The organism is Streptomyces sp. NPDC026500, assembly GCF_055567635.1.
Map to the genome: position 1 here is coordinate 191,861 of NZ_JBVHQB010000016.1, position 25,236 is coordinate 217,096.

Annotated in this window: 20 protein-coding genes and 2 pseudogenes; 13 read left to right on the top strand and 9 right to left on the bottom strand. The window is 69.6% G+C overall.

Translation table 11 applies throughout. The features are described from left to right. Window positions 1-35: 35 nt before the first annotated feature. The 3 genes from ACZ4N5_RS27665 to ACZ4N5_RS27675 form a co-directional block, all read right to left on the bottom strand. Window positions 36-524, bottom strand: a complete 489-nt coding sequence (locus ACZ4N5_RS27665; protein ID WP_467759743.1) for a VOC family protein — start codon at window positions 522-524, stop codon at window positions 36-38. Between the two features lie 138 nt (window positions 525-662). Next, entirely contained in the window at window positions 663-1,754 is a 1,092-nt protein-coding gene (gene rarD, locus ACZ4N5_RS27670) for an EamA family transporter RarD (protein WP_467759744.1), read from the bottom strand. A 191-nt stretch (window positions 1,755-1,945) separates the two neighbouring features. Further along, a complete protein-coding gene (locus ACZ4N5_RS27675) occupies window positions 1,946-2,800 on the bottom strand; it encodes an SDR family oxidoreductase (protein ID WP_467759745.1) in 855 nt (284 codons plus the stop codon). Between the two features lie 91 nt (window positions 2,801-2,891). Between ACZ4N5_RS27675 and ACZ4N5_RS27680 the strand changes: the two genes are divergently transcribed. Beyond that, a complete protein-coding gene (locus ACZ4N5_RS27680; protein ID WP_356782135.1) occupies window positions 2,892-3,305 on the top strand; it encodes a winged helix-turn-helix transcriptional regulator in 414 nt (137 codons plus the stop codon). A 62-nt stretch (window positions 3,306-3,367) separates the two neighbouring features. On the opposite strand, the gene ACZ4N5_RS27685 is transcribed toward ACZ4N5_RS27680, so the two are convergent. From ACZ4N5_RS27685 to ACZ4N5_RS27705, 5 genes are all read right to left on the bottom strand, one after another. Next, on the bottom strand, window positions 3,368-4,447 hold the full coding sequence (locus tag ACZ4N5_RS27685) for a 2-oxoacid:ferredoxin oxidoreductase subunit beta (RefSeq protein ID WP_467759746.1): 1,080 nt from the start codon (window positions 4,445-4,447) through the stop codon (window positions 3,368-3,370). Then, entirely contained in the window at window positions 4,440-6,383 is a 1,944-nt protein-coding gene (locus ACZ4N5_RS27690) for a 2-oxoacid:acceptor oxidoreductase subunit alpha (protein ID WP_467759747.1), read from the bottom strand. The genes ACZ4N5_RS27685 and ACZ4N5_RS27690 overlap by 8 nt, the downstream gene beginning before the upstream one ends. Window positions 6,384-6,618: 235 nt before the next feature. Beyond that, on the bottom strand, window positions 6,619-7,278 hold the full coding sequence (locus tag ACZ4N5_RS27695) for a response regulator transcription factor (RefSeq protein WP_315903659.1): 660 nt from the start codon (window positions 7,276-7,278) through the stop codon (window positions 6,619-6,621). Window positions 7,279-7,818: 540 nt separating this feature from the next. After that, window positions 7,819-9,174: a sensor histidine kinase gene (locus ACZ4N5_RS27700; RefSeq protein WP_467759748.1), complete on the bottom strand. Its 1,356-nt coding sequence runs from the start codon at window positions 9,172-9,174 to the stop codon at window positions 7,819-7,821. 450 nt (window positions 9,175-9,624) lie between these two features. Further along, window positions 9,625-10,824 (bottom strand): sensor histidine kinase, encoded by a 1,200-nt coding sequence (locus ACZ4N5_RS27705; protein WP_467759749.1) that lies wholly within the window; start codon window positions 10,822-10,824, stop codon window positions 9,625-9,627. 581 nt (window positions 10,825-11,405) lie between these two features. Here ACZ4N5_RS27705 and ACZ4N5_RS27710 point away from each other — a divergent pair. The 12 genes and pseudogenes from ACZ4N5_RS27710 to ACZ4N5_RS27765 all read left to right on the top strand — a co-directional run. Further along, window positions 11,406-11,819: an NADH-quinone oxidoreductase subunit A gene (locus ACZ4N5_RS27710; RefSeq protein ID WP_467759750.1), complete on the top strand. Its 414-nt coding sequence runs from the start codon at window positions 11,406-11,408 to the stop codon at window positions 11,817-11,819. Next, window positions 11,810-12,427, top strand: a pseudogene (locus ACZ4N5_RS27715) (NADH-quinone oxidoreductase subunit B); the annotation flags it as partial. The gene ACZ4N5_RS27710 and the pseudogene ACZ4N5_RS27715, both read left to right, overlap by 10 nt. A gap of 242 nt (window positions 12,428-12,669) precedes the next feature. Next, a complete protein-coding gene (locus tag ACZ4N5_RS27720; protein ID WP_467759751.1) occupies window positions 12,670-14,163 on the top strand; it encodes an NADH-quinone oxidoreductase subunit C in 1,494 nt (497 codons plus the stop codon). Further along, on the top strand, window positions 14,160-15,128 hold the full coding sequence (locus ACZ4N5_RS27725; RefSeq protein ID WP_467759752.1) for a complex I subunit 1/NuoH family protein: 969 nt from the start codon (window positions 14,160-14,162) through the stop codon (window positions 15,126-15,128). The genes ACZ4N5_RS27720 and ACZ4N5_RS27725 overlap by 4 nt, the downstream gene beginning before the upstream one ends. Before the next feature lie 2 nt (window positions 15,129-15,130). Next, window positions 15,131-15,838, top strand: a complete 708-nt coding sequence (locus tag ACZ4N5_RS27730) for a NuoI/complex I 23 kDa subunit family protein (RefSeq protein ID WP_467759753.1) — start codon at window positions 15,131-15,133, stop codon at window positions 15,836-15,838. Continuing rightward, the gene (locus ACZ4N5_RS27735; protein WP_467759754.1) at window positions 15,835-16,500 is read left to right on the top strand and encodes an NADH-quinone oxidoreductase subunit J family protein; all 666 of its coding nucleotides are present in this window, start codon (window positions 15,835-15,837) and stop codon (window positions 16,498-16,500) included. The genes ACZ4N5_RS27730 and ACZ4N5_RS27735 overlap by 4 nt, the downstream gene beginning before the upstream one ends. Further along, window positions 16,500-16,880, top strand: coding sequence for an NADH-quinone oxidoreductase subunit NuoK (nuoK, locus tag ACZ4N5_RS27740; protein WP_467759755.1), 381 nt, complete (start codon window positions 16,500-16,502; stop codon window positions 16,878-16,880). The genes ACZ4N5_RS27735 and nuoK overlap by 1 nt, the downstream gene beginning before the upstream one ends. Then, complete coding sequence (locus ACZ4N5_RS27745) at window positions 16,877-18,868, top strand: NADH-quinone oxidoreductase subunit 5 family protein (RefSeq protein ID WP_467759756.1); 1,992 nt, start codon at window positions 16,877-16,879, stop codon at window positions 18,866-18,868. Before nuoK ends, ACZ4N5_RS27745 begins: the two co-directional genes overlap by 4 nt. Before the next feature lie 6 nt (window positions 18,869-18,874). Next, entirely contained in the window at window positions 18,875-20,449 is a 1,575-nt protein-coding gene (locus ACZ4N5_RS27750; RefSeq protein WP_467759757.1) for a complex I subunit 4 family protein, read from the top strand. Beyond that, window positions 20,446-21,945: an NADH-quinone oxidoreductase subunit N gene (locus ACZ4N5_RS27755; protein WP_467759758.1), complete on the top strand. Its 1,500-nt coding sequence runs from the start codon at window positions 20,446-20,448 to the stop codon at window positions 21,943-21,945. The genes ACZ4N5_RS27750 and ACZ4N5_RS27755 overlap by 4 nt, the downstream gene beginning before the upstream one ends. Before the next feature lie 288 nt (window positions 21,946-22,233). Then, window positions 22,234-23,097 carry a zinc metalloprotease HtpX gene (gene htpX, locus ACZ4N5_RS27760; protein ID WP_467759759.1) on the top strand — a complete coding sequence of 288 codons (864 nt, stop codon included), beginning with the start codon at window positions 22,234-22,236 and terminating at the stop codon, window positions 23,095-23,097. Next, a pseudogene (locus ACZ4N5_RS27765) lies at window positions 23,094-23,222 on the top strand (YccF domain-containing protein); the annotation flags it as partial. The gene htpX and the pseudogene ACZ4N5_RS27765, both read left to right, overlap by 4 nt. On the opposite strand, the gene ACZ4N5_RS27770 reads toward ACZ4N5_RS27765, so the two are convergent. Then, a complete protein-coding gene (locus tag ACZ4N5_RS27770; RefSeq protein WP_467759760.1) occupies window positions 23,188-25,155 on the bottom strand; it encodes a recombinase family protein in 1,968 nt (655 codons plus the stop codon). The pseudogene ACZ4N5_RS27765 and the gene ACZ4N5_RS27770 sit on opposite strands and share 35 nt — an antisense overlap. Between the last annotated feature and the right edge of the window lie 81 nt (window positions 25,156-25,236).

Consider the following 25,236-nt stretch of genomic DNA (forward strand, 5'->3'; position numbering starts at 1 on the left):
AACAGGGCCGGTGGCGGCGAGCGGCGGCCCCTGCGTCAGTGGACGCAGAACTCGTTTCCCTCGGGGTCCGCCATCACGACCCACTCGCCCGCCGGCTCCTTCACCTCCCGCAGCACGCTCGCCCCCAGCGACGTCAGACGCCCGACCTCCTCGGCGCGCCGCCCGTCGCCGGGGTGCAGGTCGAGGTGGAGCCGGTTCTTGCCGGTCTTGGGCTCGGGAACCCGCTGGAAGAGTAGGCGCCGCCCGAGACCGGTGCCGCGTTCCTTGTCGTACGGGTCGTCGGGATGCCGTACGGCGATCAGGTCCCGGAAGGCCGGGCGGCCGTGGAAGTCGACGGTGGCCTCGGCAGGGAGGGCGCCGAGGCCCAGCAGCTGCTCGATGAAGGCGCTGTTGTCCTCGACCGCGTAACCGAGTGCGGCGGACCAGAAGTCGGCCTGCGCGTGCGGATCGGCGGAATCGATGACGAGTTTCCAGTGGATGGGGACGGGGACGGGCGCGGCTGCGGGCACGGGATTCGGCGTCATGGAGCCACTCATAGTGGTTCCACCACCGGGCGGGCAACGGAATCGCCGGGGCCGACCCTCACGTCGTACGACAGGCAGGCCCTGCCTGTCGTACGAGGGCAGGCCTGCCGCTTCGCCCCCGGCGAGTTCGCCCGCTCGCTAAGAAGTGCCGGCCAAACCGGTCGAACCGGCCGCCGCGTCCGACCCGGCGGGACCCGCGGCGAGGGCGGCGACTCCCGCGACCTCGGTGGCGGTACCCACGGCACCGGCAGTCGTGCCCACGCCATCGGCAGCCGTACCCACGGCATCGGCGGCGGTCGTGGATCCGGTCGCGCGGGCCGACTCCCGCAGGGCACGCGCGCCCCGCCGCGCGGCGCGCAGCGCGTCGAACGTCAGGAGCGACAGCGCGAGCCACACCAGCGCGAACCCGGCCCACCGCTCGGCCGGCATGGCCTCGTGGAAGTAGAAGATCCCGAGGAGGAACTGGAACACCGGGGCCATGTACTGGAGCAGGCCCAGGGTGGACAGCGGCACGCGGATCGCCGCGGCGCCGAAGCAGACCAGGGGGATCGCCGTCACCACGCCGGTCGCCGCGAGCAGCGCGGAATGCCCCGGCCCCTGCGCGGCGAACGTCGCGTCGCCGTGCGAGCCCAGCCACAGCAGATACGCCAGCGCCGGCAGGAACTGGATCGCGGTCTCGGCCGCGAGCGACTCGACGCCGCCGAGGTTGACCTTCTTCTTCACCAGGCCGTACGTGGCGAAGGAGAAGGCGAGGCAGAGGGAGATCCACGGCGGGCGGCCGGAGCCGATCGTCAGGACGAGGACGGCCGTGAGGCCGACGCCCACTGCGGCCCACTGCACCGGCCGCAGCCGCTCCTTGAGGAGCAGCACGCCCATCGCGATGGTGACCAGGGGATTGATGAAGTAGCCGAGCGAGGCCTCGACCACGTGCTCGGAGTTCACCGCCCAGATGTAGACGCCCCAGTTGACGGTGATGACCGCCGCCGCGATCGTGATCAGAGCCAGCTTGCGCGGCTGCCGCAGCAGTTCGCCCGCCCAGGCCCAGCGCCGCATCACCAGCAGCGCGACCCCGACCACCGCCAGCGACCACACCATCCGGTGGGCGAGGATCTCGACCGCTCCGGCGGGCTTCAGCAGCGGCCAGAAAAGGGGGACGAGCCCCCACATCCCGTAGGCGGCGAAGCCGTTCAGCAGACCTATGCGCTGCTCGCCCTTCGACTTCCCGGCCACCGGCGTCTCCTTCTTCCACGATCGCGGACGCCTGTCGCGCCCCCCGCGCTCCGGAGCTCCCGTGCGGTCGGGGAACTTCCGTGCAGCATGAAAGAAGGTAGCGCTGCACACCCCCGCCTGTCATGCCCGTATCGCCATACGGTCATGACAGGCGGGGTGCGTCGGACCGGCACCCGGCGTCCGCGGGGACGTCAGTTCTTCAGCGCCGCCGCGACGGACTCGGCGATCGGCGTGGTCGGACGGCCCGCCAGGCGGGACAGGTCGCCGGTGGTGACGGCCAGCTCGCCCTTCTCGATGGAGGTGTCGACGCCCGCGAGGATCCCGGCGAAGACCTCGGGCAGCCCGGCACCGGTCAGGATCCCGGCGAAGGCCTCGGGGGAGACGGGGTTGTAGACGATCTCCTTGCCGGTCTGCCGGCTCAGCTCGGCGGCGTACTCGGCGAAGCCCCACGCCTCGTCGCCGCTCAGCTCGTACGTCTTGTTCTCGTGCCCCTCGCCGGTCAGCACCGCGACCGCGGCGGCCGCGTAGTCGGCGCGCGAGGCGGACGCGATCCGGCCCTCGCCGGCGGCCTGGACGACGGCGTTGTGCGCCAGCACGGGGGCGAGGTTCTCGGTGTAGTTCTCGTGGTACCAGCCGTTGCGCAGCAGCGTGTAGGGCAGTCCGGAGGTGAGCAGGACCTCCTCGGTGGCGCGGTGGTCGTCGGCCAGCGCGGCCGTCAGGCTGCCGGGGGCGCTGGTGTAGGCGAGCAGGGAGACCCCGGCCGCCTTGGCCGCGTCGATGACGACCTGGTGCTGCTGGACGCGGCCCTTGTCGAACTCGTTGCCCGAGATCAGCAGCACCTTGTCACCGGCCGCGAACAGGCCGTCGAAGGTCTCCGGCGTGTTGTAGTCGGCGACCGCGAGGCGTACGCCGCGGGCCGCGAGGTCGGCGGCCTTGGACTCGTCCCGCACGACGGCGGTGATCTGCTCGGCCGGGACCTTCTCCAGCAGCTGCTCGACCACGTGACGGCCGAGGTGTCCGGTGGCTCCGGTGACGACGATGCTCATGGCGTACATCTCCTTGTGGGGTGCGGATGTCACTCACCCTAGGAGCTGCACTAACTGTTGGAAAGTACCCACCTTGAAGTAAGGTACTGGTATGGCCGTAAGTAACAAGGCAGCGGACGGGTACGACGCCGGCGAGGCGATGTGCCCCTACCGTCTGGTCCTGGAACATGTCACCAGCCGCTGGGGCGTACTCGTCCTGATCGAGCTCCTGGAGCGTTCGTACCGCTTCAGCGAGCTGCGCCGGGCGATCGGCAGGGTCGGGCGAGGGGTCAGCGAGAAGATGCTCACCCAAACCCTGCAGACACTGGAGCGCGATGGACTCGTCCATCGCGACGCCAAGCCGGTCATCCCGCCGCGCGTCGACTACTCCCTCACCGACCTGGGCCGCGAGGCCGCCGAGCAGGTGCGGTCGCTGGCGCTGTGGACCAATGAGCGCATGGCTGACGTCGAGCGTGCCCGCGGCGCGTACGACGAGGCCCGGGCACTCAGGGCCCGGGCCTCGTAGAAACCGCCTGCGGACGGACTCGACGGAATCCGCCTGCCGACGGAACCCGCCTGCGGACAGGCTCAGCCGACGACCGTCCAGGTGTCGCTGCCCGCGAGGAGTGCGGCGAGGTCGCCCTTGCCGTTCTGTTCGATGGCCGCGTCGAGCTGGTCGGCCATCTGCGTGTCGTAGACCGGTCGGTCCACCGAGCGGAACACCCCGATGGGCGTGTGGTGCAGGGTGTCGGGGTCGGCGAGCCGGGACAGCGCGAACGCGGTGGTCGGGGACGCGGTGTGCGCGTCGTGGACGAGGACCTGCGAGGCGTTGTCGGGGGTCACGGTGACGACCTTGAGGTCACCGGTGTGCTGGTCGCGGACCACACCACGGGCGCCGTCGGTGCCGAAGCGGATGGGCTGCCCGTGTTCGAGGCGGATCACGGCTTCCTCGGCCTGCTGCCTGTCCTTGAGGACTTCGAAGGCGCCGTCGTTGAAGATGTTGCAGTTCTGGTAGATCTCCACCAGGGCGGTTCCGGGGTGGGCGGCCGCCTGCCGCAGCACGTCGGTGAGGTGTTTGCGGTCCGAGTCCACGGTCCGGGCCACGAAGGACGCCTCCGCGCCGATCGCCAGCGACACCGGGTTGAAGGGCGCGTCCAGCGAGCCCATCGGCGTCGACTTGGTGATCTTGCCGACCTCGGACGTCGGGGAGTACTGGCCCTTGGTCAGGCCGTAGATGCGGTTGTTGAAGAGCAGGATCTTCAGGTTCACATTGCGGCGCAGGGCGTGGATCAGGTGGTTGCCGCCGATGGACAGGGCGTCGCCGTCACCGGTGACGACCCACACGGACAGGTCGCGGCGCGAGGAGGCGAGTCCGGTCGCGATGGCGGGGGCGCGGCCGTGGATGGAGTGCATCCCGTAGGTGTTCATGTAGTACGGGAATCGGGACGAGCAGCCGATGCCCGAGACGAAGACGACGTTCTCCTTCGCCAGGCCGAGTTCGGGCATGAAGCCCTGGACGGCGGCGAGGATCGCGTAGTCACCGCAGCCGGGGCACCAGCGCACTTCCTGATCGGACTTGAAGTCCTTCATGGACTGCCTGGCCTCGGCCTTGGGGACGAGAGAAAGCGCCTCGATCGTGCCCGAGCCTTCCGTTGACGTGTCAGCCATCGATGGCCTCCTTGAGAGCCGCGGCGAGCTGCTCAGCCTTGAACGGCATGCCGTTGACCTGGTTGTACGAGTGCGCGTCCACCAGATACTTCGCCCGGACGAGGGTGGCGAGCTGACCGAGGTTCATCTCGGGGATCACCACCTTGTCGTAACGCTTCAGCACCGCGTCCAGATTCCGCGGGAAGGGGTTGAGGTGACGCAGATGGGCCTGCGCGATGTGTTCCCCGGCGGTGCGCAGCCTGCGGACCGCCGCGGTGATCGGCCCGTAGGTCGAACCCCAGCCCAGGACAAGGGTGTTGGCCGCCGTCTCGGTGCCCGCGGTGGGGTCGTCCACGTCGAGGTCGGGAACGTCGATACCGTCGATCTTGGCCTGGCGGGTGCGGACCATGAAGTCGTGGTTGGCGGGGTCGTAGGAGATGTTGCCGCTGCCGTCCTGCTTCTCGATGCCGCCGATCCGGTGCTCCAGGCCGGGTGTGCCGGGGATGGCCCACGGGCGGGCAAGAGTCTGCGGGTCGCGCTTGTACGGCCAGAAGACCTCGGTGCCGTCGTCCAGGGTGTGATTGGGACCCTGGGCGAACTGCACGCGCAGATCCGGCAGTTCATCGGTCTCCGGGACGCGCCACGGCTCGGAGCCGTTGGCCAGGTAACCGTCGGAGAGCAGCAGTACGGGCGTCCGGTACGTCAGCGCGATCCGGGCCGCCTCGATCGCCGCGTCGAAACAGTCGGCCGGAGTCCTCGGCGCGACCACCGGCACCGGGGCCTCGCCGTTGCGCCCGTACATCGCCTGGAGCAGGTCGGCCTGCTCGGTCTTCGTCGGCAGGCCCGTCGACGGCCCACCGCGCTGGATGTCGATGACGAGCAGGGGCAGTTCGAGGGAGACGGCGAGCCCGATCGTCTCCGACTTCAGCGCCACACCGGGGCCGGAGGTCGTCGTCACCGCGAGCGAGCCGCCGAAGGCCGCGCCCAGTGCGGCGCCGATGCCGGCGATCTCGTCCTCGGCCTGGAAGGTGCGCACTCCGAAGTTCTTGTGCTTGCTCAGCTCATGCAGGATGTCGGAGGCCGGGGTGATGGGGTAGGAGCCCAGGTAGAGCGGCAGATCGGCCTGCTGGGAGGCGGCGATCAGGCCGTACGACAGGGCGAGGTTCCCGGAGATGTTCCGGTACGTGCCGGTCGGGAAGGTCTTCGAGGCCGGCGCGACCTCGTAGGAGACGGCGAAGTCCTCGGTCGTCTCACCGAAGTTCCAACCGGCCCGGAACGCGGCGAGGTTGGCGGCCGCGATGTCGGGCTTCTTGGCGAACTTGGTCCGCAGGAACTTCTCGGTGCCCTCGGTCGGCCGGTGGTACATCCAGGACAACAGACCCAGCGCGAACATGTTCTTAGAGCGCTCGGCCTCCTTACGGGAGAGCTCGAACTCCTTGAGCGCCTCGACGGTCATCGTCGTGAGCGGGACGGGATGGACGTTGTAGCCGTCCAGCGAGCCGTCCTCCAGCGGGTTGGTCGCGTAGCCGACCTTCTGCATCGCCCGTTTGGTGAACTCGTCCGTGTTGACGATGATCTCGGCCCCGCGCGGCACATCGGCCATGTTCGCCTTCAGGGCCGCCGGGTTCATGGCCACGAGGACGTTGGGCGCGTCGCCCGGTGTGAGGATGTCGTGGTCGGCGAAGTGCAGTTGGAAGGACGAAACGCCCGGCAGGGTGCCGGCGGGCGCGCGGATCTCGGCAGGGAAGTTCGGCAGGGTCGAGAGGTCGTTGCCGAAGGAGGCAGTTTCCGATGTGAAGCGGTCGCCGGTGAGTTGCATACCGTCACCGGAGTCCCCCGCGAACCGGATGATGACCCGGTCGAGCCGACGGACGTCCTTCGCCCCCGGCGGTTTGCGCTGTTCTCCTACGACGGCTTCGTCGGCCTGTTCCGTTGGGCTGCTGACCTTGCTCGTCACTGAACTGGACCTCCTTTGAGGCGGCTGTCCGGGAGTGCCTTCCCGCAGACCCTTCCTTTTTCAACCCTACGTCGGTAAGGGTCGCCTTCCTTAGGCCATTCACATGATGGACGCAGTTTTGAGACGCCCTGACACCCTGACTTGTCACGATTTTTCCCGCCCCCGGTCCTTTCTGTGAATGACGCTCCTCGCTCACCCTTTGGTTCTGCTCGACAACTGACAGACTGTCAGCTCGTCATGAGTTCAGGTACGTGAGGACGGCCAGAACACGCCGGTGATCCCCGTCACTTTGTGACAAGCCGAGTTTCTGGAAGATGTTGCTGACGTGCTTCTCGACGGCACCGTCGCTGACCACCAGCTGACGGGCGATGGCGGAGTTCGTCCGGCCCTCGGCCATGAGCCCGAGAACCTCCCGCTCCCTCGGCGTCAGCCCGGCCAGCACGTCCTGCTTGCGGCTGCGGCCGAGCAGCTGCGCCACGACCTCCGGGTCGAGCGCGGTACCCCCCTGGGCCACCCGCACCACCGCGTCCACGAACTCGCGCACCTCGGCGACCCGGTCCTTGAGCAGATAGCCGACGCCGTGACTCGAACCGGCCAGCAGTTCGGTGGCGTAGCGCTCCTCCACGTACTGCGACAGCACGAGCACGCCGAGTCCCGGATGGGCCTTGCGCAGCTGTACGGCCGCCCGCACGCCTTCGTCGGTGTGCGTCGGCGGCATGCGTACGTCCGCGACCACGACGTCCGGCAGCGCGTCCTGCGCGGCGAACTCGGTGATGGTCTTGATCAACGCCTCGCCGTCCCCGACCCCCGCCACGACGTCGTGCCCGCGGTCGGTCAGCAACCGGGTCAGGCCCTCCCTGAGCAGCACTGAATCCTCGGCGATGACGACCCGCACTCTGTCCTCCACGATTCCTCGGCCCCCCAGAGCCCACCCCGGGACGCCCCCGGCTCCGCCGGGTTCGTTCCCGCTCGTACGACAGACCCCAGCATTCCAGCATTCGGACCGGGGCGCGCCCGAGCGACGTGAATAGGGGTCCTGGAGTGGGCCTGAAGAGGGCCTGGGGGTGGGCCTGGAGGGGTCCTGCTCGAAGGGTTGATCTTTCGGTCCTGGATGCCCGGCCGCTCTCCGGCGCCCGCCGCCGGACGTGGTGCCCGCGGGTGGGGCCTCGCTACCCCGGCGGGGTAAGTGCTGCGCCGTGCCCGTTGGGCCTCGCTACCCCGGCGGGGTAAGTGCTGCGCTGCGTCCGGCTGGGCCTCGCCATCCCACCGGGGTGAGCGCTGCGCGGCGCCCGGTTGGGCCTCGCCATCCCACCGGGGTAAGTGCTGCGCTGCGTCCGGCTGGGTCTCTACCCCACTGGGGTACGTGCCGCGGGCGTCCCGCCGCGCACGGGTACCCCGGTGGGGTGCACCGGGGTACCCGCGGCGCCGGGGTGACTCAGCCCCGCCAGGGCAGCTCCGCCGTGATCCGGGTGGGACCGTTCACCGGCGAGTCCACCACCAGGATTCCGTCCACCGCGTCGAGCCGCTCCGCGAGCCCCGCCAGGCCCGACCCCTCGGAGACATCGGCCCCGCCGACCCCGTTGTCGCCGACCTGGATCATCAGCCGGTTCTCGACCCGCCACACATCCACGGTCGCCCGCGTCGCACGGGAGTGCTTGCTGACGTTCTGCAGCAGCTCGGAGACGGTGAAGTAGGCGATCCCCTCGATCGCGGGCGCGGGCCGCGCCGGGAGATCCACCTCCACCTGGACCGGCACCGTGCACCGCGAGGCCACCGCCGACAGAGCGGCGTCGAGCCCGCGGTCGGTCAGCACCGCCGGATGGATACCGCGTGCGAGGTCCCGCAGCTCCTGCAGCGCCGTCTTGACCTCGCCGTGCGCCTCGTCCACCATCCGCGCCGCGGCCTCGGGGTCCTCGGCCAGCTTCTCCTTGGCGAGCCCCAGATCCATCGCCAGGGCGACGAGCCGGGCCTGCGCCCCGTCGTGCAGATCGCGCTCGATACGGCGCAGATCGGCGGCGGCCGTGTCGACCACGACCCCCCGGTCGGACTCCAGCTCCACCACACGCGTGGCCAGCCGCGAGGGGCCGAGCAGGCCGTGCACCATCAGCCGGTCCACGCTCGTCAGCGCCCGCACGATCCACGGGGTCGCCATCGTGAAGAGCAGTCCCACCAGCGCGGTCACCGTGATCTCGAACGGGTTGTCCAGATACACGGAGTGCGACCCGTCGCCGTACAGCTGGAGTCCGCCCTGCCCGCCGTACATCGGGAAGACCCAGAACCACAGCGGATACGTCAGCAGCGCCCACCCGTACGTCCAGAAGGTCAGGGCCACGACGAAGGAGAACACCGACCACGGGAACTGGACCACCGCGTACAGCAGGTGCCGCCAGGACGCGCCGCTCTTGAGCACGGCGCCCATCCACCCCATCGCCCCGTGCTTCTTCATCCTCAGCGGCTCGGGCTCGGCCACCTCGACACCGAGCAACCCGCGCGCCCGGTCCCGCTCCAGCGAACCGAAGCCGCGGCAGCCGGCCAGCGCGGCGGCGAGCACCGGGACTCCCAGGAAAGTGATCAGCAGGCCCGCGCCGAGCGAGACCATCGTGACGGCGAACGTGAACATGATGATCCCGAGCGGCAGGCCCAGCAGCACATAGCCGAACTCGCGCCAGCTGCGGGCCTCGATCGGCGCCCGCAGCGGGGCCGGAAGACGGTGCCGCCGCTTGCCGGCACCCGCCTCGTCGAATCCGGGACCGCTCCGGTGCCCGTATCCGTGTCCGTACTCCGTGGCCATCGGTTCGTCCGTTCTCTCGTCTCGTCCTGCGCCTCGACTCGACTCGTTCCGCGCGTCGGCTTCTCCCTCAACCCTGCCGCCCGGGACGCCCGCCGGACATGGAGCGGATCGGCGTCTTGAACGGGGGGTTTTCCCTACCTCCGTGAACCCGGGCGGCACCTCCGTGAACCCGGGCGGCCGGGCCTCCACTCCGGGCCCTTCCTCCAGGGTCCTCCGCGCGTGATCGTTCAGCCGGACGCGATCCTTCCGCCGGACGCGATCCTTCAGCCGTATAGGAAGGTGTCCTGCGGGAGGTGCCCTGCCGGAGGTGCGTCCAGCTGGACACTTCCAGCCGGAGGTCTCCATCGAGTGAACCGGGCGCTCTCAGTCTTCTCCGGCCCTCCGTCCTCATGGGGCCCGTTTACCGCGCGGGCTCGTTCAGACGGTTACTGCGCGGGCTCGTTCTGGCGGCTACTGTGCGGGCTCGTTCTGGCGTTCCCGCCACGGCAGTTCGGCCGTGATGACCGTCGGGCCGCCCACCGGTGAATCGACGACGAACACTCCGTCCACCGCGCCGAGCCGGTCCGCGAGCCCCGCCATACCCGTACCGCCGTCGAGACCGGCCCCACCGCGGCCGTCGTCCCGGACCTGGATGAGCAGGCGCTCGTCCGTCCGCCAGACGTCGACGGACGCGGACCTCGCCCCGCTGTGCTTGCTGACGTTCTGGAGCAGCTCGGAGACGGTGAAGTACGCGATGCCCTCGATGGCGGCGGCCGGCCGTGTCTCCAGTTCGGCGGTCACCTTCACGGGCACGGTGCACCGCGAGGCGATCGAGGAGAGGGCGGCGTCCAGACCCCGGTCGGTGAGGACCGCCGGATGGATGCCGCGGGCCAGATCGCGCAGTTCCTGAAGGGCGAGCTTCACCTCGCCGTGCGCCTCGTCGACCATCGACGCCGCGGCGTCGGGGTCCTCCAGGAGCTTCTCCTTCGCCAGGCCGAGCCCCATCGCGAGATTGACGAGCCGGGCCTGCGCCCCGTCGTGCAGATCGCGCTCGATACGGCGCAGATCGGCGGCGGCCGTGTCGACCACGACGCCGCGGTCCGACTCCAGTTCGGCGATGCGCCGCTCCAACTCGTCGGAGGGCGACAGCAGCCCGCGCACCATCGCCCGGTCCACGTTGGTCAGCCCCCGCGCGATGAACGGCAGCACCGGCCACAGCAAGAACAGCGACACGAGCGTCACCGTGAAGGTGACGATGCCCCAGGGCAGCCGTATCAAGTCGTACAGCACCGCCCGCCAGCCCACCGGGTCCTTCAGGCTCGACCACAGCCAGCCGAAGAAGCTGGTCCGGCGTACCGGCAACGGGCTCGGCTCGTCGATCCGCAGCCCCAACAGCCCCCGCGCCCGCGCCCGCTCCACCTTGCCCAGCTGCCGCGAACCCCGCAGACCGGCCGCCAGCAGCGGCAGTCCGACGACCGTCACCGCGAGCCCCGCGCCCGTGGCGAGCATCGTCACCACGTACACGAATCCGATGATCGAGGCGGGCAGGTTCGCCAGGAGGTGGGCGATCTCCAGCCAGGTCTGCCGGTCGAGGGCGAGTCTCGCGGCGGGGAGCCGGTCACCGTCGGACGGATCGTCCGGCGGACTGGTGGGCGCGATGCGTTCGATCATATCCGCTAGCCTGCCCGGCGGCGCGCCGCCGCGCCATGAGGTGGGCCGCCGCGATGCACTGGGGATAACCCCACCCCCAAGGGTGACGCCGGACATCACGACGAGCGGCAGGGAAAGGGACGACAGGGTGCCGCCGGACGTGACGGCGACCGGTACCCGGATACGACGACGGTCCGGAACAGGATGTGACGACCAGGTGGCACCCGGATGCGACGACGGCCCGGACCGGGATGTGACGACGGCCTGGACCGGGATGTGACGACGGCCCGGTCCGGGATGTGACGACGGTCCGGAGCAGGATGCGACGACGGTCCGGAACGGGATGCGACGGCGATGTGGCACCCGGATAAGACGACGGTCCGGCACACGATGTGACGACGAGGTGCCGCCGGGACGCGTTCACACCGTGAGACGTGAACGCGTCCCCGGTGGTCGAGGGATGGTCGAGGCGTGACGGGCTGCTTACGCTCTCTTTAGCAGGCCCTAGACTCCCGTCCGTACAGATCGTCGAACATGGCGCATCACAGAGTGCGCGACGGCGCACGACGGGGCGCAACGAGGTCAGGGAGTGAGGGGCTGACGTGCCGGAACCGACCGTTCTCGCGGCGACCGGGGCCGTCGTCGCGGCGGACTACTTCCAGTCCTACTCGGTCGTCGGGCTGCTCGTCGTCGTGGGCGTGCTGTTCGTCGCCGTCGCCTTCGGGGCCGGCCGCCTGCTGCGGCCCGTGGTCCCGACCCCCGAAAAACTCCTGACGTACGAGTGCGGCGTCGACCCCGTCGGCGAGGGCTGGGCCCACACCCAGGTCCGCTACTACGTGTACGCCTTCCTCTATGTCATCTTCGCCGTCGACTCGATCTTCCTCTTCCCCTGGGCCACGGTCTTCGCCGCTCCCGGCTACGGCGCCGCGACGCTCGTCGAGATGTTCATCTTCCTCGGCTTCCTGGCCGTGGGCCTGCTGTACGCATACAAGAAGGGCGTCCTGACATGGACGTGACCCCCTCCGCACCGGAACAGCCGGTGCTGCTGCCCGAGCCGAAGCGGCTCGGCGCGCTCGCCCGTCTCGCACCCGAGCCCATGAAGGTGGTCCTGAACTGGGGCCGCCGCTACTCGCTCTGGGTCTTCAACTTCGGCCTCGCCTGCTGCGCGATCGAGTTCATCGCCGCGTCGATGGCCCGCCACGACTTCATCCGCCTCGGCGTGATCCCGTTCGCGCCGGGCCCCCGCCAGGCCGACCTGATGGTGGTGTCGGGCACGGTCACGGACAAGATGGCGCCCGCCGTCAAGCGCCTGTACGAGCAGATGCCCGAACCGAAGTACGTCATCTCCTTCGGCGCCTGCTCCAACTGCGGCGGCCCGTACTGGGACTCCTACTCCGTCACCAAGGGCGTCGACCAGATCATTCCCGTCGACGTCTACGTCCCCGGGTGCCCGCCACGCCCCGAGGCCCTGCTCCAGGGCATCCTCAAACTCCAGGAGAAGATCGCCCGGGAATCGCTGGGGGAGCGGTACGCGTCCGATGCGCCGCGTCCGTCGGCCGCGGCACTCCAGAGCGGCCTGGTGAAGCCACCGGCATCGCCCACGGAGAAGCCGGCCGCGTCACAGGAGGGTCCGGCCGCATCCGAGCAGGGTCCGGCCGCACCCGAAGACGGTCCGGCCGCCACGGGGAGCAGATCGACCACGTCTCAGGTGGATGCGACCGCTCCTGAGACAGATCCGACTGCGTCCAGGGCGGCTTCGACCGCTCCTGAGGCAGATCCGGCTGCTCCTGGGGCAGATCCGACTGCTCCCGGGGCGGCTTCGACCGCTCCTGGTGTGGATTCGACCGCCCCCGGCGAGGAGGACCGATGACCGTCGGCTGGCTCCCCGGCCCCGCCGAGGAACTCTTCGGCCCGGACGCCACGGCCGAGGAGTCGTACGAGGTCCTGACGGTCGACGTACCGCCGGCGTCCTGGATCGCAGCCCTGGAGACGGCCCGCGACGCCCTGGGCTGCACGTACTTCGACTGGCTGAGCGCCGTCGACGAACCCGGCACGGGCTTCCGCGTCTCGGCCCACGTGGTGGCACTGTCCCCGGTACGCCGCCTCCTGGTCCGTACGACCGTCCCGCACGCCGCCCCGGCCCTCCCGTCGGCGGTCTCCGTGTACGCGGGCGCCGCCTGGCACGAGCGCGAGACCCACGAGATGTTCGGGGTGACTTTCGAGGGCCACCCCGGCCTCGACCCGCTGCTCCTGCCGGAGGGCTTCGAAGGCCACCCCCTCCGCAAGGACTTCGTCCTGGCCGCCCGTGTCGCCAAGGCCTGGCCCGGCGCGAAGGAACCCGGCGAGTCCGAGCACGGTGGCCCGAAGCGCCGCCAGATGCTGCCGCCCGGCGTCCCCGACCCCAACGAGTGGGGCCCCCTCAAGGGCCAACTCCCCCCGGCTCCGTCCCGCCCGGCCCGTGGCGCGGCCCGCCCCGCCGGCGACCGCCCGGTACGCAGGGCCCGCACGGCGGGGGAGGGTTCGGCCGGTCAGGCACCTGCCGCACCCGCCGACGCAGGCGCGACCGCGGGCGCCACGGGCGCAGGTGCGGTTCCCGCCGGCACGGAATCCGCCGCCGGCGCGGAAGCCGCGCGGCCCGCACGCCGAGCCCGCAGCGCAAGCCAGGGCTCCGCGACCCAACGGGCACAACAGACGACCCCTTCGGACCTGACGCCTCCCTCGGAATCCACGGCTCCCTCGGATCCGACGGCTTCCTCCACGCCGACGGCTTCCTCCACGCCGATGCCTCCCTCCGAACCGGCCGCCTCGGAGAGTGCCTCTCGGGCAGCCGGGTCCGACTCGGCGCCGACGCCCGTCAGAAGGCCTGCCGCGCCGCGCAGCTCCGATGCTCCGTGGCACCAGGCGAAGCCCGCGTTCGACGACTCGGAACCGAAGGCGGAACGGGGACCGGGTCGCGAGGCGAGGCCGGAACCGAAGCCCGAGGCAGGGCCTGCCCCGACCTCCGAGGCGAAGCCCGAGGCGGATCCCGCCCCGACCCCTGAGGCGAAGCCCGAGCCCGAGCCCGAGCGCGCGCCCGAGCCGGATTCCGGGCGTGCGCCCGAGCCCCGGCCGGAGGCAGCGACGCCCGAGCCGGAACCTGAGCCGGGGCCGGGTCGAGAGCCGGAGACGACGCCCGAGTCGGGGTCTGAGCCGGGGTCTGAGCCGGAACCCGGTCAGGAGCCGAAGGCGAAGCCCGGCCCCGATCCGAAATCCGCCGATCCGAAATCCCTCGACTCGAAATCCCCCGACTCGGAGTCGACCCCCGCTCCCGACTCGAACCCCGCCCCCACCCCCGACGACCCCTCCGGAGGTACGCAGTGAACGACGCTCCCGACGTCGCCCTACGCCTCCTCGTAGTCTTCGTCGTGTTCCTGACGTTCCCCCTGATCGTCGGCCAGACCGAGCACAAGGTGATGGCCCACATGCAGGGCCGCCTCGGCCCGATGTACGCGGGCGGCTTCCACGGCTGGGCCCAACTTGTCGCGGACGGCGTGAAGTTCGCGCAGAAGGAAGACATCGTCCCCGCGGGCGCGGACCGGCGTATCTTCCAACTCGCCCCCGCCGTGGCTCTTCTCCCGTACCTCCTGGTCCTCGTCGTCATCCCGATCGGCCCGGGCGAGGGCGCGGTCGGCGAGGTCGTCGACGCGGGCATCTTCTTCGTCCTCGCCGTCATGGGCGTGGGCGTCCTCGGCTCGCTCATGGCGGGCTGGGCGTCGGCCAACAAGTTCTCCCTCCTCGGAGGCCTCCGCACCGCCGCCCAACTCCTCGCGTACGAGCTCCCGATGCTCCTGACCGCGGCCTCGGTCGCGATGGCGGCCGGCACGGTCTCGCTCCCGGGCATCGTGGACGCCTTCCAGTGGTGGTGGCTGCCCTGGCAGATCGTCGGCGCGATCGTGTTCTTCGTCGCCGGTCTCGCCGAGCTCCAACGGCCCCCCTTCGACATGCCCGTCGCCGACTCCGAGATCATCTTCGGCGCGTACACCGAGTACACGGGCCTGCGTTTCGCCCTGTTCCTGCTCGCCGAGTACGCCGGAATCGTCGTCCTGTGCGGCCTGACCACCGTCCTCTTCCTGGGCGGCTGGCACGGCCCCTGGGGCGCCGACGGCCTCGGCTGGGTCTGGACCCTCCTGAAGGCCGCGATCCTCGCCTTCGTCGTCATCTGGCTCCGCGTCACCTACCCCCGCCTGCGCGAGGACCAGCTCCAGAAACTCTCCTGGACCCTCCTCGTTCCCCTGTCCCTCGCCCAGATCGCCCTCACCGGCATCGTCAAGGTGGTGATCGCGTAACCATGGCTCCCATTCCTGGCTCCGGCCTCGCCAAGGGCTTGGCCGTCACCCTCCGCACGATGACGAAGAAGACCGTCACCGCGCAGTACCCGGACGCCCAGCCCGAACTCCCGCCCCGCACCCGCGGCGTCATCGCCCTCTTCGAAGAGAACTGCACGGTCTGCATGCTGTGCGCCCGCGAGTGCCCGGACTGGTGCATCTACATCGACTCCCACAAGGAGACGGTCCCGCCCGCCGCCCCGGGTGGCCGCGAGCGCAGCCGCAACGTCCTCGACCGTTTCGCCATCGACTTCTCCCTGTGCATGTACTGCGGTATCTGCATCGAGGTCTGTCCTTTCGACGCGCTGTTCTGGACCCCTGAATTCGAGTACGCGGAGACGGACATCCACGAACTCACCCACGAACGCGACAAGCTCCGCGAGTGGATGTGGACCGTCCCGGCTCCGCCCGCCCTCGACCCCGGCGCCGAAGAACCCAAGGAGATCGCCGCCGCCCGCAAGACCGCCGACAAACTCGCCACCGCAGCACAGGCCGAGCAGGCAGCTCAGACAGAGCAGGCCACGCATGCCGATGCCGCGCAGGCAGCTCGGGCCGAGCAGGCGGGGCGGACCGGGCAGGCGACACCGGAGGCGCAGGCCGACCCCTCGGCCTCCGCTCCGGCCGAGCCCCCGGCCACACCCCCCTCCGGTCCGCAGGAGGAACAGTCGTGACCCTCGCAGCAGCCACGGCCACGGCGGCCCACGCGACCACCACCGTCGCCGCCGAACACCACGGCTTCCTCTCCCCGACCGGCGTCGAGATCGCCTTCCTCCTCGTCGGCCTGCTCACCTTCGGCGCCGCGATCGTCACCGTCACCACCAAGCAGCTGGTGCACGCCGCACTGTGGCTGGTGGTCACCCTCGGCGGCCTCGCCGTCGAATACCTGCTGCTGACAGCCGAATTCATCGCCTGGGTGCAGGTCCTCATCTACGTCGGTTCCGTCGTAGTCCTCCTCCTGTTCGGTCTGATGCTCACCAGGGCCCCGATCGGCCGCTCCCCGGACGCCGACTCCGGCAACCGCTGGGCCGCCCTGACCGTGGCCGTCGCCTCGGCCGGCGCCCTGGTCTGGGTCGTCGTCGACGCCTTCCGCACGACCTGGGTCGACCTGAACGGCGCCGCCGCCGGTTCCACCGAAGTGACCGGAGCGAGCCTCTTCCAGAACTGGGTCCTCCCCTTCGAAGCGCTCTCCGTCCTCCTCCTCGCCGCCCTGGTCGGCGCGATCGTCCTCTCCCGCAAGGCGAAGGCGGACGCCGCCGCGACGACCACGACGACCACCACCCCGCACGTCCCCGGAAGCCGCGACGGCAAGCAGGACAAGGAAGGTGTCCGCTGATGCACCTCGCCTATCCAGCCGTGCTCGCCGCCCTCCTGTTCTGCACGGGCCTGTACGGAGTCCTCGCCCGCCGCAACGCGATCCTGGTCCTGATGTCGGTCGAGCTGATGCTCAACGCCGTCAACCTGAACCTCGTCGCCTTCGACGTCTGGCTCTCCAAGGCCGCTCGCGACACGCTGCACTCCGGCCAGGCACTGACCCTGTTCACCATCGCCATCGCCGCCGCCGAGATCGGCATCGGCCTGGCGATCGTTCTCGCCGTGTACCGCAACGGCGGCACGTCGGCCATCGACAAGCTCCGCGACACCGCCGAGGGCCACGGCCCCGACGACCCCGACAGCGACGCCCCCGCGGCCCAGAAGGCTGAGGCCACCGCGTGACCACGACCACCCTCGCCGTCCTCGTCCCCCTCCTTCCGTTCCTCGGCGCCGTCGCCGGACTCCTCCTCGGCCGCACGGCCCCGGGCTTCGTCCGCCCGCTCGCCGTCCTGCCGACCCTCGCGTCGCTCGTCCTCGCCGTGCTGGTCGCGGTGCACCAGGGCGGCGGCCAGGCCATCAACACGCACACCGAACTCACCCCGACCGGCTCGGTCCCGATCGAGCTGGGCCTGCACATCGACGGCTTCGCGGCCCTCGTCGCCGTACTCGTCGGCGTCGTCGCCACCTGTGTGCAGATCTACTCGACGGGATACCTGCACGACGACCCGCGCTACCCCTCGTACGCCGCTCTCGTCTCCCTGTTCACCTCCGCGATGCTGCTCGTCGTCTACTCCGGCGACCTGATGGTGCTTCTGGTCGGCTGGGAAGTCATGGGTATCTGCTCGTACTTCCTGGTCGGCCACTACTGGGAGACACCCGAGGCCCGGGCCGCCTCCCTCAAGGCCTTCCTGGTCACCAAACTCGGCGACGTCCCCTTCCTCATCGGCCTGTTCGCGCTGGCCACCGACGCCGGCTCCTTCCAGATCACGACGGTTCTCGGCACCGTGGCGAGCGGCGGGCTGCACCACCCGACCGTGGTCGCCCTGCTGCTCCTCGCGGGCGTGGCGGGCAAGTCCGCGCTGTTCCCGCTGCACACCTGGCTGCCCGACGCGATGGCGGGCCCCACACCCGTCTCCGCGCTGATCCACGCCGCGACGATGGTCGCCGCCGGTATCTACTTCGTCGCCCGGCTCCTCCCCGTCTTCCAGGCCTCCGCGGCCGCGATGGTCGTCCTCGCCGTCATGGCCGGTGTCACGATGGTCGGTTCGGGACTGGCGGCGCTCGCCCAGGACGACATCAAGCGGGTCCTCGCCTACTCGACGATCGGTCAGCTCGGCTACATGGCCGGAGCCCTCGCCGTCGGCGACCGCGGTGCCGCCGTCTTCCACCTCCTCGCGCACGGCGCCTTCAAGGCGCTGCTGTTCCTCGCCGCCGGCGTGATCATCCACGCCTCCGGCACCAACTCGCTGGCCGTCATGTCCCGGATGAAGGACCTGCGCAACCGCGTCCCCGACGCCTACTGGACGATGACCGTGGCGCTGCTCGCTCTCGCCGCGATCCCTCCCTTCAGCGGCTTCTTCTCCAAGGAAGCCGTCCTCGGCGCCGCCGAGCACGTCGCCACCGGTCACACCGAGCAGGCCCCCGGCGCTTCCGGCTGGATCGTCCTGGTCACCGGCCTGGTCACCGCCGTCCTCACCGCCGCGTACGCGACCCGGCTGTGGCTGCTGGCCTTCCGCGGCCGCGGAACCGAGGCCCCCGACCACGGCAGGCAACCGATCACCATGACGGCCGTGCTGTGGGTGCTCGCCATCCCCTCGCTCGCGTTCGGTCTGGCCTTCGGCCCGCTGCCCGACTGGTTCGACGGCCGCGATCTGACGCCGGTCCTCACCACCTCGGTGCTCGGCACGGGACTCGCCCTGGTCGGCGGGATCGTCACCTATGGAGCCTGGCGGCACACCACGGCCCTCGCCGCCGGCGTCCCGATGGGCGCGGTCGCGGCCCACCCCGGCGCCGATGCCGGACAGGTCGAGGCCGAGGCCATCGCCGGCCACGCACCCGCCTTCGGAGACGTGGCCTACGCCCCCGACCCGGCGGACCCGGGCCGACTGCTGCTCGGCCCGCTGCACCGCCACGCGGCAGTCGGCTTCCACCTCGACGCCGTGTACACCGTGCTGTTCGTCCGTCCGGTCCAGGCCGGAGCCTCGCTCGTCCGGTTTCTCGACCGAGAGGTCGTCGACACCTATGTACGCGGCGCGGGCGCCCTACCCCGCTGGCTCGGCGCGGCCGTACGGCGTGCGCAGACCGGCAATGTGCAGACCTATGTGAGCGCGCTGCTCGCCGGCACCGTCGTCCTGGTGGTCGCCGCCCTCCTCGTCGCCACGGGAGCGTGAGCAGGCGTGATCGATATCAGTGAATCCGTGATGCAGATTCTTCTCGCGTTGATCGTTGTCGGCCCGCTCATCGGGGCCGCCGCCGCCCTTCTGCCGGCACCGCCCGGGCTGAAGGGGAAGTCGCCCGAGCAGGCGGTGCTGCGGCACGGCGTGATCGTCACGGGCGTGGTGCTCATCGCCGCGATCGTCCTCGCACTCGGCTTCGACCACGACCATCCGTCGAAGATGCAGGCCACGACGGACATCAGCTGGATCCCCGCACTCGACGTGCGGATCCATTTCGGCGTCGACGGCATTTCCCTCCCCCTTCTGGTCCTGACCGCGCTGCTGACCTTCCTCTGCGCGCTGTACTCCTACTTCAAGATGCCCGCGGGCCCGACCCCGAAGGCATTCGTCGCACTGCTGCTCGTCCTGGAGTCCGGCACGCTGGCGACCTTCGCCGTCCTCGATCTGCTGCTGTTCTTCCTCGCGTTCGAGACGGTCCTCGTCCCGATGTATTTCCTCATCGCCCGCTGGGGCGGTGCCCAGCGCCAGGCCGCGGCCTGGAAGTTCATCCTCTACACCCTGCTCGGTTCGGTCGTCATGCTGCTCGGCCTGCTCCTGATCGGAATCAAGGCAGGCACATTCGACATGGTGGCACTCGCCACTGACAACGGCCGGTCGCTGAGCACATCCGTGCAGGTCACCGCCGTTCTGGCGATCGGAATCGGGCTCGCGGTCAAGACGCCGATGTGGCCGCTGCACAGCTGGCTGCCGGACGCCCACACCGCCGCCCCGACCGTCGGCTCGGTCCTGCTGGCCGGCGTCATGCTGAAGATGGGCACGTACGGGTTCGTACGGATCCTGCTGCCCATCGCACCGGACGGCTTCCGGACCTTCGCCCCCTACCTCGCCGCCTTCGCCGTGGTCGGGATCATCTACGGCTCCCTGGCCTGCCTGGCCCTCGCCAAACAGGGCGCGAAGGGCGACCTCAAGCGGCTCATCGCCTACTCCTCCGTCGGCCACATGGGCTTCGTCCTGCTCGGCATCTCGACGATGACCCCGACCGGCGTGAACGGCGCGCTGTTCGCCAACATCGCCCACGGCCTCATCACCGGCCTCCTCTTCTTCCTCGTCGGAGCGCTGAAGGACCGCACGGGCACCACCGGCCTCGACACCCTCGCCGAGGAGACGGGCGCCGCGCTGTACGGCAAGGCCCCACGCCTCGGTGGCCTGCTGGCCTTCGCCGCGGTCGCCTCGCTCGGGCTGCCCGGCCTCGCCGGGTTCTGGGGCGAGATGCTGGCGCTGTTCGGCGCGTTCGAGCCCGCCGCCGGCCTCAGCCGTCCCGCTTATCTGACGTTCATGACGATCGCGGCGTTCGGCACACTGCTCACCGCCGCGTACATGCTCATCGTGGTACGCCGCGTCTGCATGGGCGCGACGCCGCAGGAGTCGCCGAAACTCGCCGACGTCCAGAACTACGAGTTCGCCGCCTGGACGCCACTCGTCGCCCTCACCGTCGTCGCCGGGTTGTGGCCCCGGGCCCTGCTCGGTCTGACCGACCCGGCCGTACAGCAGCTCCTCGCAGGAGGCACCCGATGAGTTCCCTGGTCCAGTCCGTCGACTGGCTCGCCATCGCGCCGCCCACCCTCGCGGCGGTCGTCGGACTCGTCGTGCTCGTCACCGATCTCTTCATCGGCGACGCGAGGAAGGCCGTGCTCGGCTGGACGTCCGTGGCGGGCCTCGCCGCGTCCGCGCTGTTGCTGCTGCCCCTGCGGGACGGCGACCGGGCCACGTTCTGCCTGACGGGCGACGCCGACACCTGCAGTTACGTGGCGGACCGCTTCACCCTGGTCATCCAGCTCCTGGTTCTCGGCGGCGCGCTCCTCGTCGCCCTGCTGTCGGTCACCGCCCTGAAGGACGCCGACAGGGAACTCCCTGAAGGGGAGTACTGGTTCCTGCTGCTCTCCTCGGCCGCCGGCGCCGCCCTGCTGCCCGCCTCCCGCGACCTCGCGACCCTCATCGTCGCCCTGGAAGTCGCCTCGCTGCCCGCCTTCGCGCTCGTCGGCATCAAGCGCGGCGACAAGAAGTCCTCGGAAGCGGCCCTGAAGTTCTTCCTGTCCTCCGTCACCGCGACCGCGGTGAGCCTGATGGGCGTCAGTTTCGTCTACGCGACGACCGGCACCCTCTACCTCACGCAGATCGCGGACCGGATCCAGCACGTCGACGGCCAGTTCAACACCCTCGCCCAGACGGGCGTCGTCCTCACCCTCGTGGGCTTCGCCTTCAAGACGGCCGCCGTGCCCTTCCACTTCTGGGTTCCCGACACCTACGTAGGGGCGCCCCTGCCGATCGCCGCCTACCTGTCGGTCGTCGGCAAGGCTGTCGGCTTCTCCGGACTGATCCTCGTCACCGTCGTCGCCTTCCCGTCGTACGCGGACGTCTGGGGCCCGGCGCTGGCGGCGCTGGCAGCCCTCACCATGACGGTCGGGAACGTCGGCGCCCTGCGACAGCGGTCCACGCGCGCGTACAGCGCGGTACGGCTGCTCGCCTGGTCCTCCGTCGGCCAGGCCGGCTACCTCCTGGTCCCGATCGCGGCCGCCGCCTACTCCAAGAACGCCGAGAAGGCGATCGGCTCCACCGTCGCGTACGCCCTCATGTACGCCGCCGTGAACCTCGGCGCCTTCGCCGTGGCCGCCCTGGTGGCCCGCCGAAGCCCCCTCAACCGCATCAGCGACTACCGGGGCCTGTACGCCGAGAGCCCCCTCTCCGCGCTGGTCCTCGGCTTCTTCCTGCTCTGCCTCGCCGGTCTGCCGCCGGGCATCATCGGCCTCTTCGCCAAGGTGACCGTCTTCTCCGCGGCCGTCGACGCCGGGCTCGGCTGGCTGGCCGTCGTCATGGCCGTCAACGTGGTGATCGCGCTCTTCTACTACCTCCAGTGGACGACGCTGCTCTTCCGCGCCCCCGAAGGCGAGCCGGGTACACGCCGAGCACCGGTTCCGCTCACCGCGGCCATCGCCCTGACGGCCGTCCTGGGTGTCGTCCTGTCCGGGGCGCCGCAGCTGATCCTGCGCTTCTCGGAGACCGTTCTCTTCTGAAGCGTCTTCTCCGAGGCGTCTCTTCTGAACCGGCGACCGGTCGTGCGACCCGATCCCAACCTGTTTCGCCGCCCGGTCCAACCGGCTTCGCCGCCCCGTCCAAGTGGCACGCGCGCGTGTGTGGACCGCCGTTCGAATCACCCGGACGGCCCACCCGCCAGGCAGTGCGCACAAGGGAACTAGTGCTCTCCGTCTGGCGTTGACCAGTACGGGAGGGTCCACTGAAGAGTGGAAGCAGAGCACCAGCAGGCAAAGGGTTCCCCTGCCGCACGACTTGGAGGGCGTACCGTGCACCGCCGGCACAATGGGCTGAGGACAGCCGTACTCCTCGGGGGACTGTCCGCACTCATCATCGTCATCGGCAGCCTCTTCGGGCGTACAGGCCTGATCGTCGCGCTGTTCATCGCGATCGGGACGAACGCGTACGCGTACTGGAACAGCGACAAACTGGCTCTACGCGCGATGCGCGCCCGCCCGGTGAGTGAGTTCGAGGCCCCGGCTCTCTATCGCATGGTCCGCGATCTCTCGACCCAGGCCCGCCAGCCCATGCCGCGCCTGTACATCTCACCGACGGAGGCGCCGAACGCGTTCGCGACGGGCCGCAACCCCCGCAACGCGGCCGTGTGCTGCACCGAGGGGATCCTGCGCATCCTGGACGAGCGCGAGTTGCGCGGTGTCATCGGCCACGAGCTCAGTCACGTCTACAACCGCGACATCCTGATCTCGTCCGTGGCCGGAGCGCTCGCGTCCGTGATCATGTTCCTGGTCAATTTCGCCTGGCTGATCCCGGTCGGCCGGTCCAACGACGACGACGGTCCCGGCATCCTCGGGATGCTCCTGGTCATGATCCTGGGCCCGCTCGCCGCTTCCCTCATTCAGCTCGCCATCAGCCGCTCCAGGGAGTACGAGGCGGACGCGTCCGGTGCCCAGCTCACCGGCGACCCCCTCGCACTCGCGAGCGCGCTGCGCAAGCTCGACGCCGGCACGAAGCAGCTGCCGCTGCCTCCCGAGCCGCGCATCGAGACCGCGAGCCACATGATGATCGCGAACCCCTTCCGCCCGGGACAGGGAATGTCCAAGATGTTCTCTACGCATCCGCCGATGGCGGAGCGCATCGCCCGGCTCGAGCAGATGGCAGGTCGTCAGCAGTGAAGACAATTCTGAACATCATTTGGCTCATCCTGAGCGGCTTCTGGCTGTTCCTCGGGTACCTGGCCGCAGGCGTCATCCTCTGCATCACCATCATCGGCATCCCGTTCGGGATCGTTCTTCTGCGTGAAGCATCGCGGTCGGGTCGACCCGCCCTTCGATGACCATCGGAGGCAGTAGCGCAGGCTCCGGGAGTGCCACCCGTTCCACCTCTGCCAACGCCGCGTTCACGCGCTCCCAGGTGCCGTCGGACTTCCAGGTGTTGAAGTGCACCGAGGCCTGAAGCGTGGCTCCGGTTTCCTTGATCACCGCTGGCCATGATTTGCCCGTACGCGCCTTGAAGAAGATGGCGTCCACTGAGCGCCGCACGGTGCCCTTACGTCCCGTCGGGAGCAGGGGCGCGATCTTGGCCCACTCGGCCTCTGAGAGCGCGGCAGCTGGGACGTCCAGGCCCGAAGCGGCGTACCAGGCCCTCACCGTGCACGGGACCCCACCCCGACGCTCATCCGGGACGGGGCCCGCGACTGTGACCTTCAGTTCCAGCATGGACAGAATGGCCGCCTGCTGAAGAGGCTCCATGTCGGGAAAAGAGTCCTTCGCCATGCGGGCGAGGGCTTGCAGATCCCGGGCCCGACGCTCCGACTCCTCCATATCGGCCAGCCATTCGGCAGCCTCGTCGCGGAGGTTCTGAAGCTGCTGGATTTCTTCGTTCAGAGTCGCTGTCGCCGCCTCGATGGCGTCTGCCGACTTGCTGTTCTTGGCCGCAGCCACGATCACGGCCGCCATCGGCGCGTTCATTCCCTCGATCTGTTGATCAAGGTCCGTGATGCGATCGACGAGGGCCGAGGTGTCTCCCGCGGTCATCCCGATCCATTCGGCAGCCAGCTCTTGAAGCTTTTCGCTGTCGCCCGCGATCTCCGTGACGTTCCGCCAGACGTGTGATTCAAGTGCGTCGGCGTCGATGTACGAGCAACCGCATGACTTCTCGGTAGGCACGCGGGGCATGTTTCCCGTGCATCGGTAGTGGCGGGCATTCTCCCGTTCCGAAGCACGACTGATCCCGGTGTATGTCTTTCCGCATACGCTGCTGACTCGGCCGCTGAGAGGGTAGAACTCGTGTTGGCCGCTGCTCTGTTTTGCTGTCTCCGACACCTTGCGTCGAAGTTCTGCGCTTTGCTCGGTGGTCAGGATCCGAGGTACCTGAATCACGATGGACTCGCCCCAGATGGGATTGCCGCTTTCGTCGGTGTTGGCGTGCTTTCCGCGGAAGACGGTCACGCCGTCGAGGACAGCGGTCGACATAACCCGGTCCCGCAGGTTGTCGCGGGTCCATTCCTTGCCCGAACGCGTCTTGATCCCTTCGGCGTTGAGGCGAATGGTGATCTTGCGGAGGTTGAGCCCCTCACTCACGGCCAGCTCATAGACGTACAAGATCACCTTGGCCTCGGGTTTGTCGAGCACCAAGTATGCACCAGGGGTGCCCTTGTTGGCGATGCGGTAGCCATAGGGAGGGCGTCCGCTGATGTGCGCGGCGGGCGTCAGTTCGGCCTTCTCCTGCAAGCCGCCCTGAGTGCGGTCGCGGATCGTCTCCCACTCGGTCTCGGCGTAATCGGCGTCACGGCGCATTTTCTTGCGCCCCTCCATAGTGGTGTTGTCGTATTCGTCGGCGACGACGGCGACGTACACCCCGATGTCTTCGAGGGCCCAGACCCACCGCCAGAAGGCACGGCCCTTACGGCCGATCACGCGGCCGTCCGGCACGACCACGATGTCGAAGGGGCGAGGGGTCTGCCGTGCGTCCTCCATCAGACGCTTCAGGTCACCACGGTCCGCCGCTTCCAAGGAGCCAGAGACTCCCTCATCCTTGTACGTCGCGATGTGCGCCCACTGCTTGAGCGCGATGTGGCGGAGGGTCTTCCGACTCTGCCTGGCAACGCCGTAGCCCTTCTTCTGTTCCTCGGTGGAGACCCGCAGATAGTCGACGGCGCGCAGTGTGCGCTTGCCAGTCACCCGAGGGTCAGTCTCGAAAACTGAGGACAGGGGTGTGCTTTCATTGGACATGTCGACTCCCATTTAGTCGGCCAGCCCCGGGGCGGTTCCAGCCGCTGCCGGGGCGTCTCTGTCAACTCTGGTGCTATCTCC

Bases quoted from the DNA above. Each gene is read 5' to 3' on its own strand.
- ACZ4N5_RS27665 (WP_467759743.1), bottom strand. From the start codon at position 524: ATGACGCCGAATCCCGTGCCCGCAGCCGCGCCCGTCCCCGTCCCCATC.
- ACZ4N5_RS27675 (WP_467759745.1), bottom strand. From the start codon at position 2,800: ATGAGCATCGTCGTCACCGGAGCCACCGGACACCTCGGCCGTCACGTG.
- ACZ4N5_RS27680 (WP_356782135.1), top strand. From the start codon at position 2,892: ATGGCCGTAAGTAACAAGGCAGCGGACGGGTACGACGCCGGCGAGGCG.
- ACZ4N5_RS27685 (WP_467759746.1), bottom strand. From the start codon at position 4,447: ATGGCTGACACGTCAACGGAAGGCTCGGGCACGATCGAGGCGCTTTCT.
- ACZ4N5_RS27700 (WP_467759748.1), bottom strand. From the start codon at position 9,174: ATGGCCACGGAGTACGGACACGGATACGGGCACCGGAGCGGTCCCGGA.
- ACZ4N5_RS27705 (WP_467759749.1), bottom strand. From the start codon at position 10,824: ATGATCGAACGCATCGCGCCCACCAGTCCGCCGGACGATCCGTCCGAC.
- ACZ4N5_RS27720 (WP_467759751.1), top strand. From the start codon at position 12,670: ATGACCGTCGGCTGGCTCCCCGGCCCCGCCGAGGAACTCTTCGGCCCG.
- ACZ4N5_RS27730 (WP_467759753.1), top strand. From the start codon at position 15,131: ATGGCTCCCATTCCTGGCTCCGGCCTCGCCAAGGGCTTGGCCGTCACC.
- nuoK (WP_467759755.1), top strand. From the start codon at position 16,500: ATGCACCTCGCCTATCCAGCCGTGCTCGCCGCCCTCCTGTTCTGCACG.
- ACZ4N5_RS27755 (WP_467759758.1), top strand. From the start codon at position 20,446: ATGAGTTCCCTGGTCCAGTCCGTCGACTGGCTCGCCATCGCGCCGCCC.
- ACZ4N5_RS27770 (WP_467759760.1), bottom strand. From the start codon at position 25,155: ATGTCCAATGAAAGCACACCCCTGTCCTCAGTTTTCGAGACTGACCCT.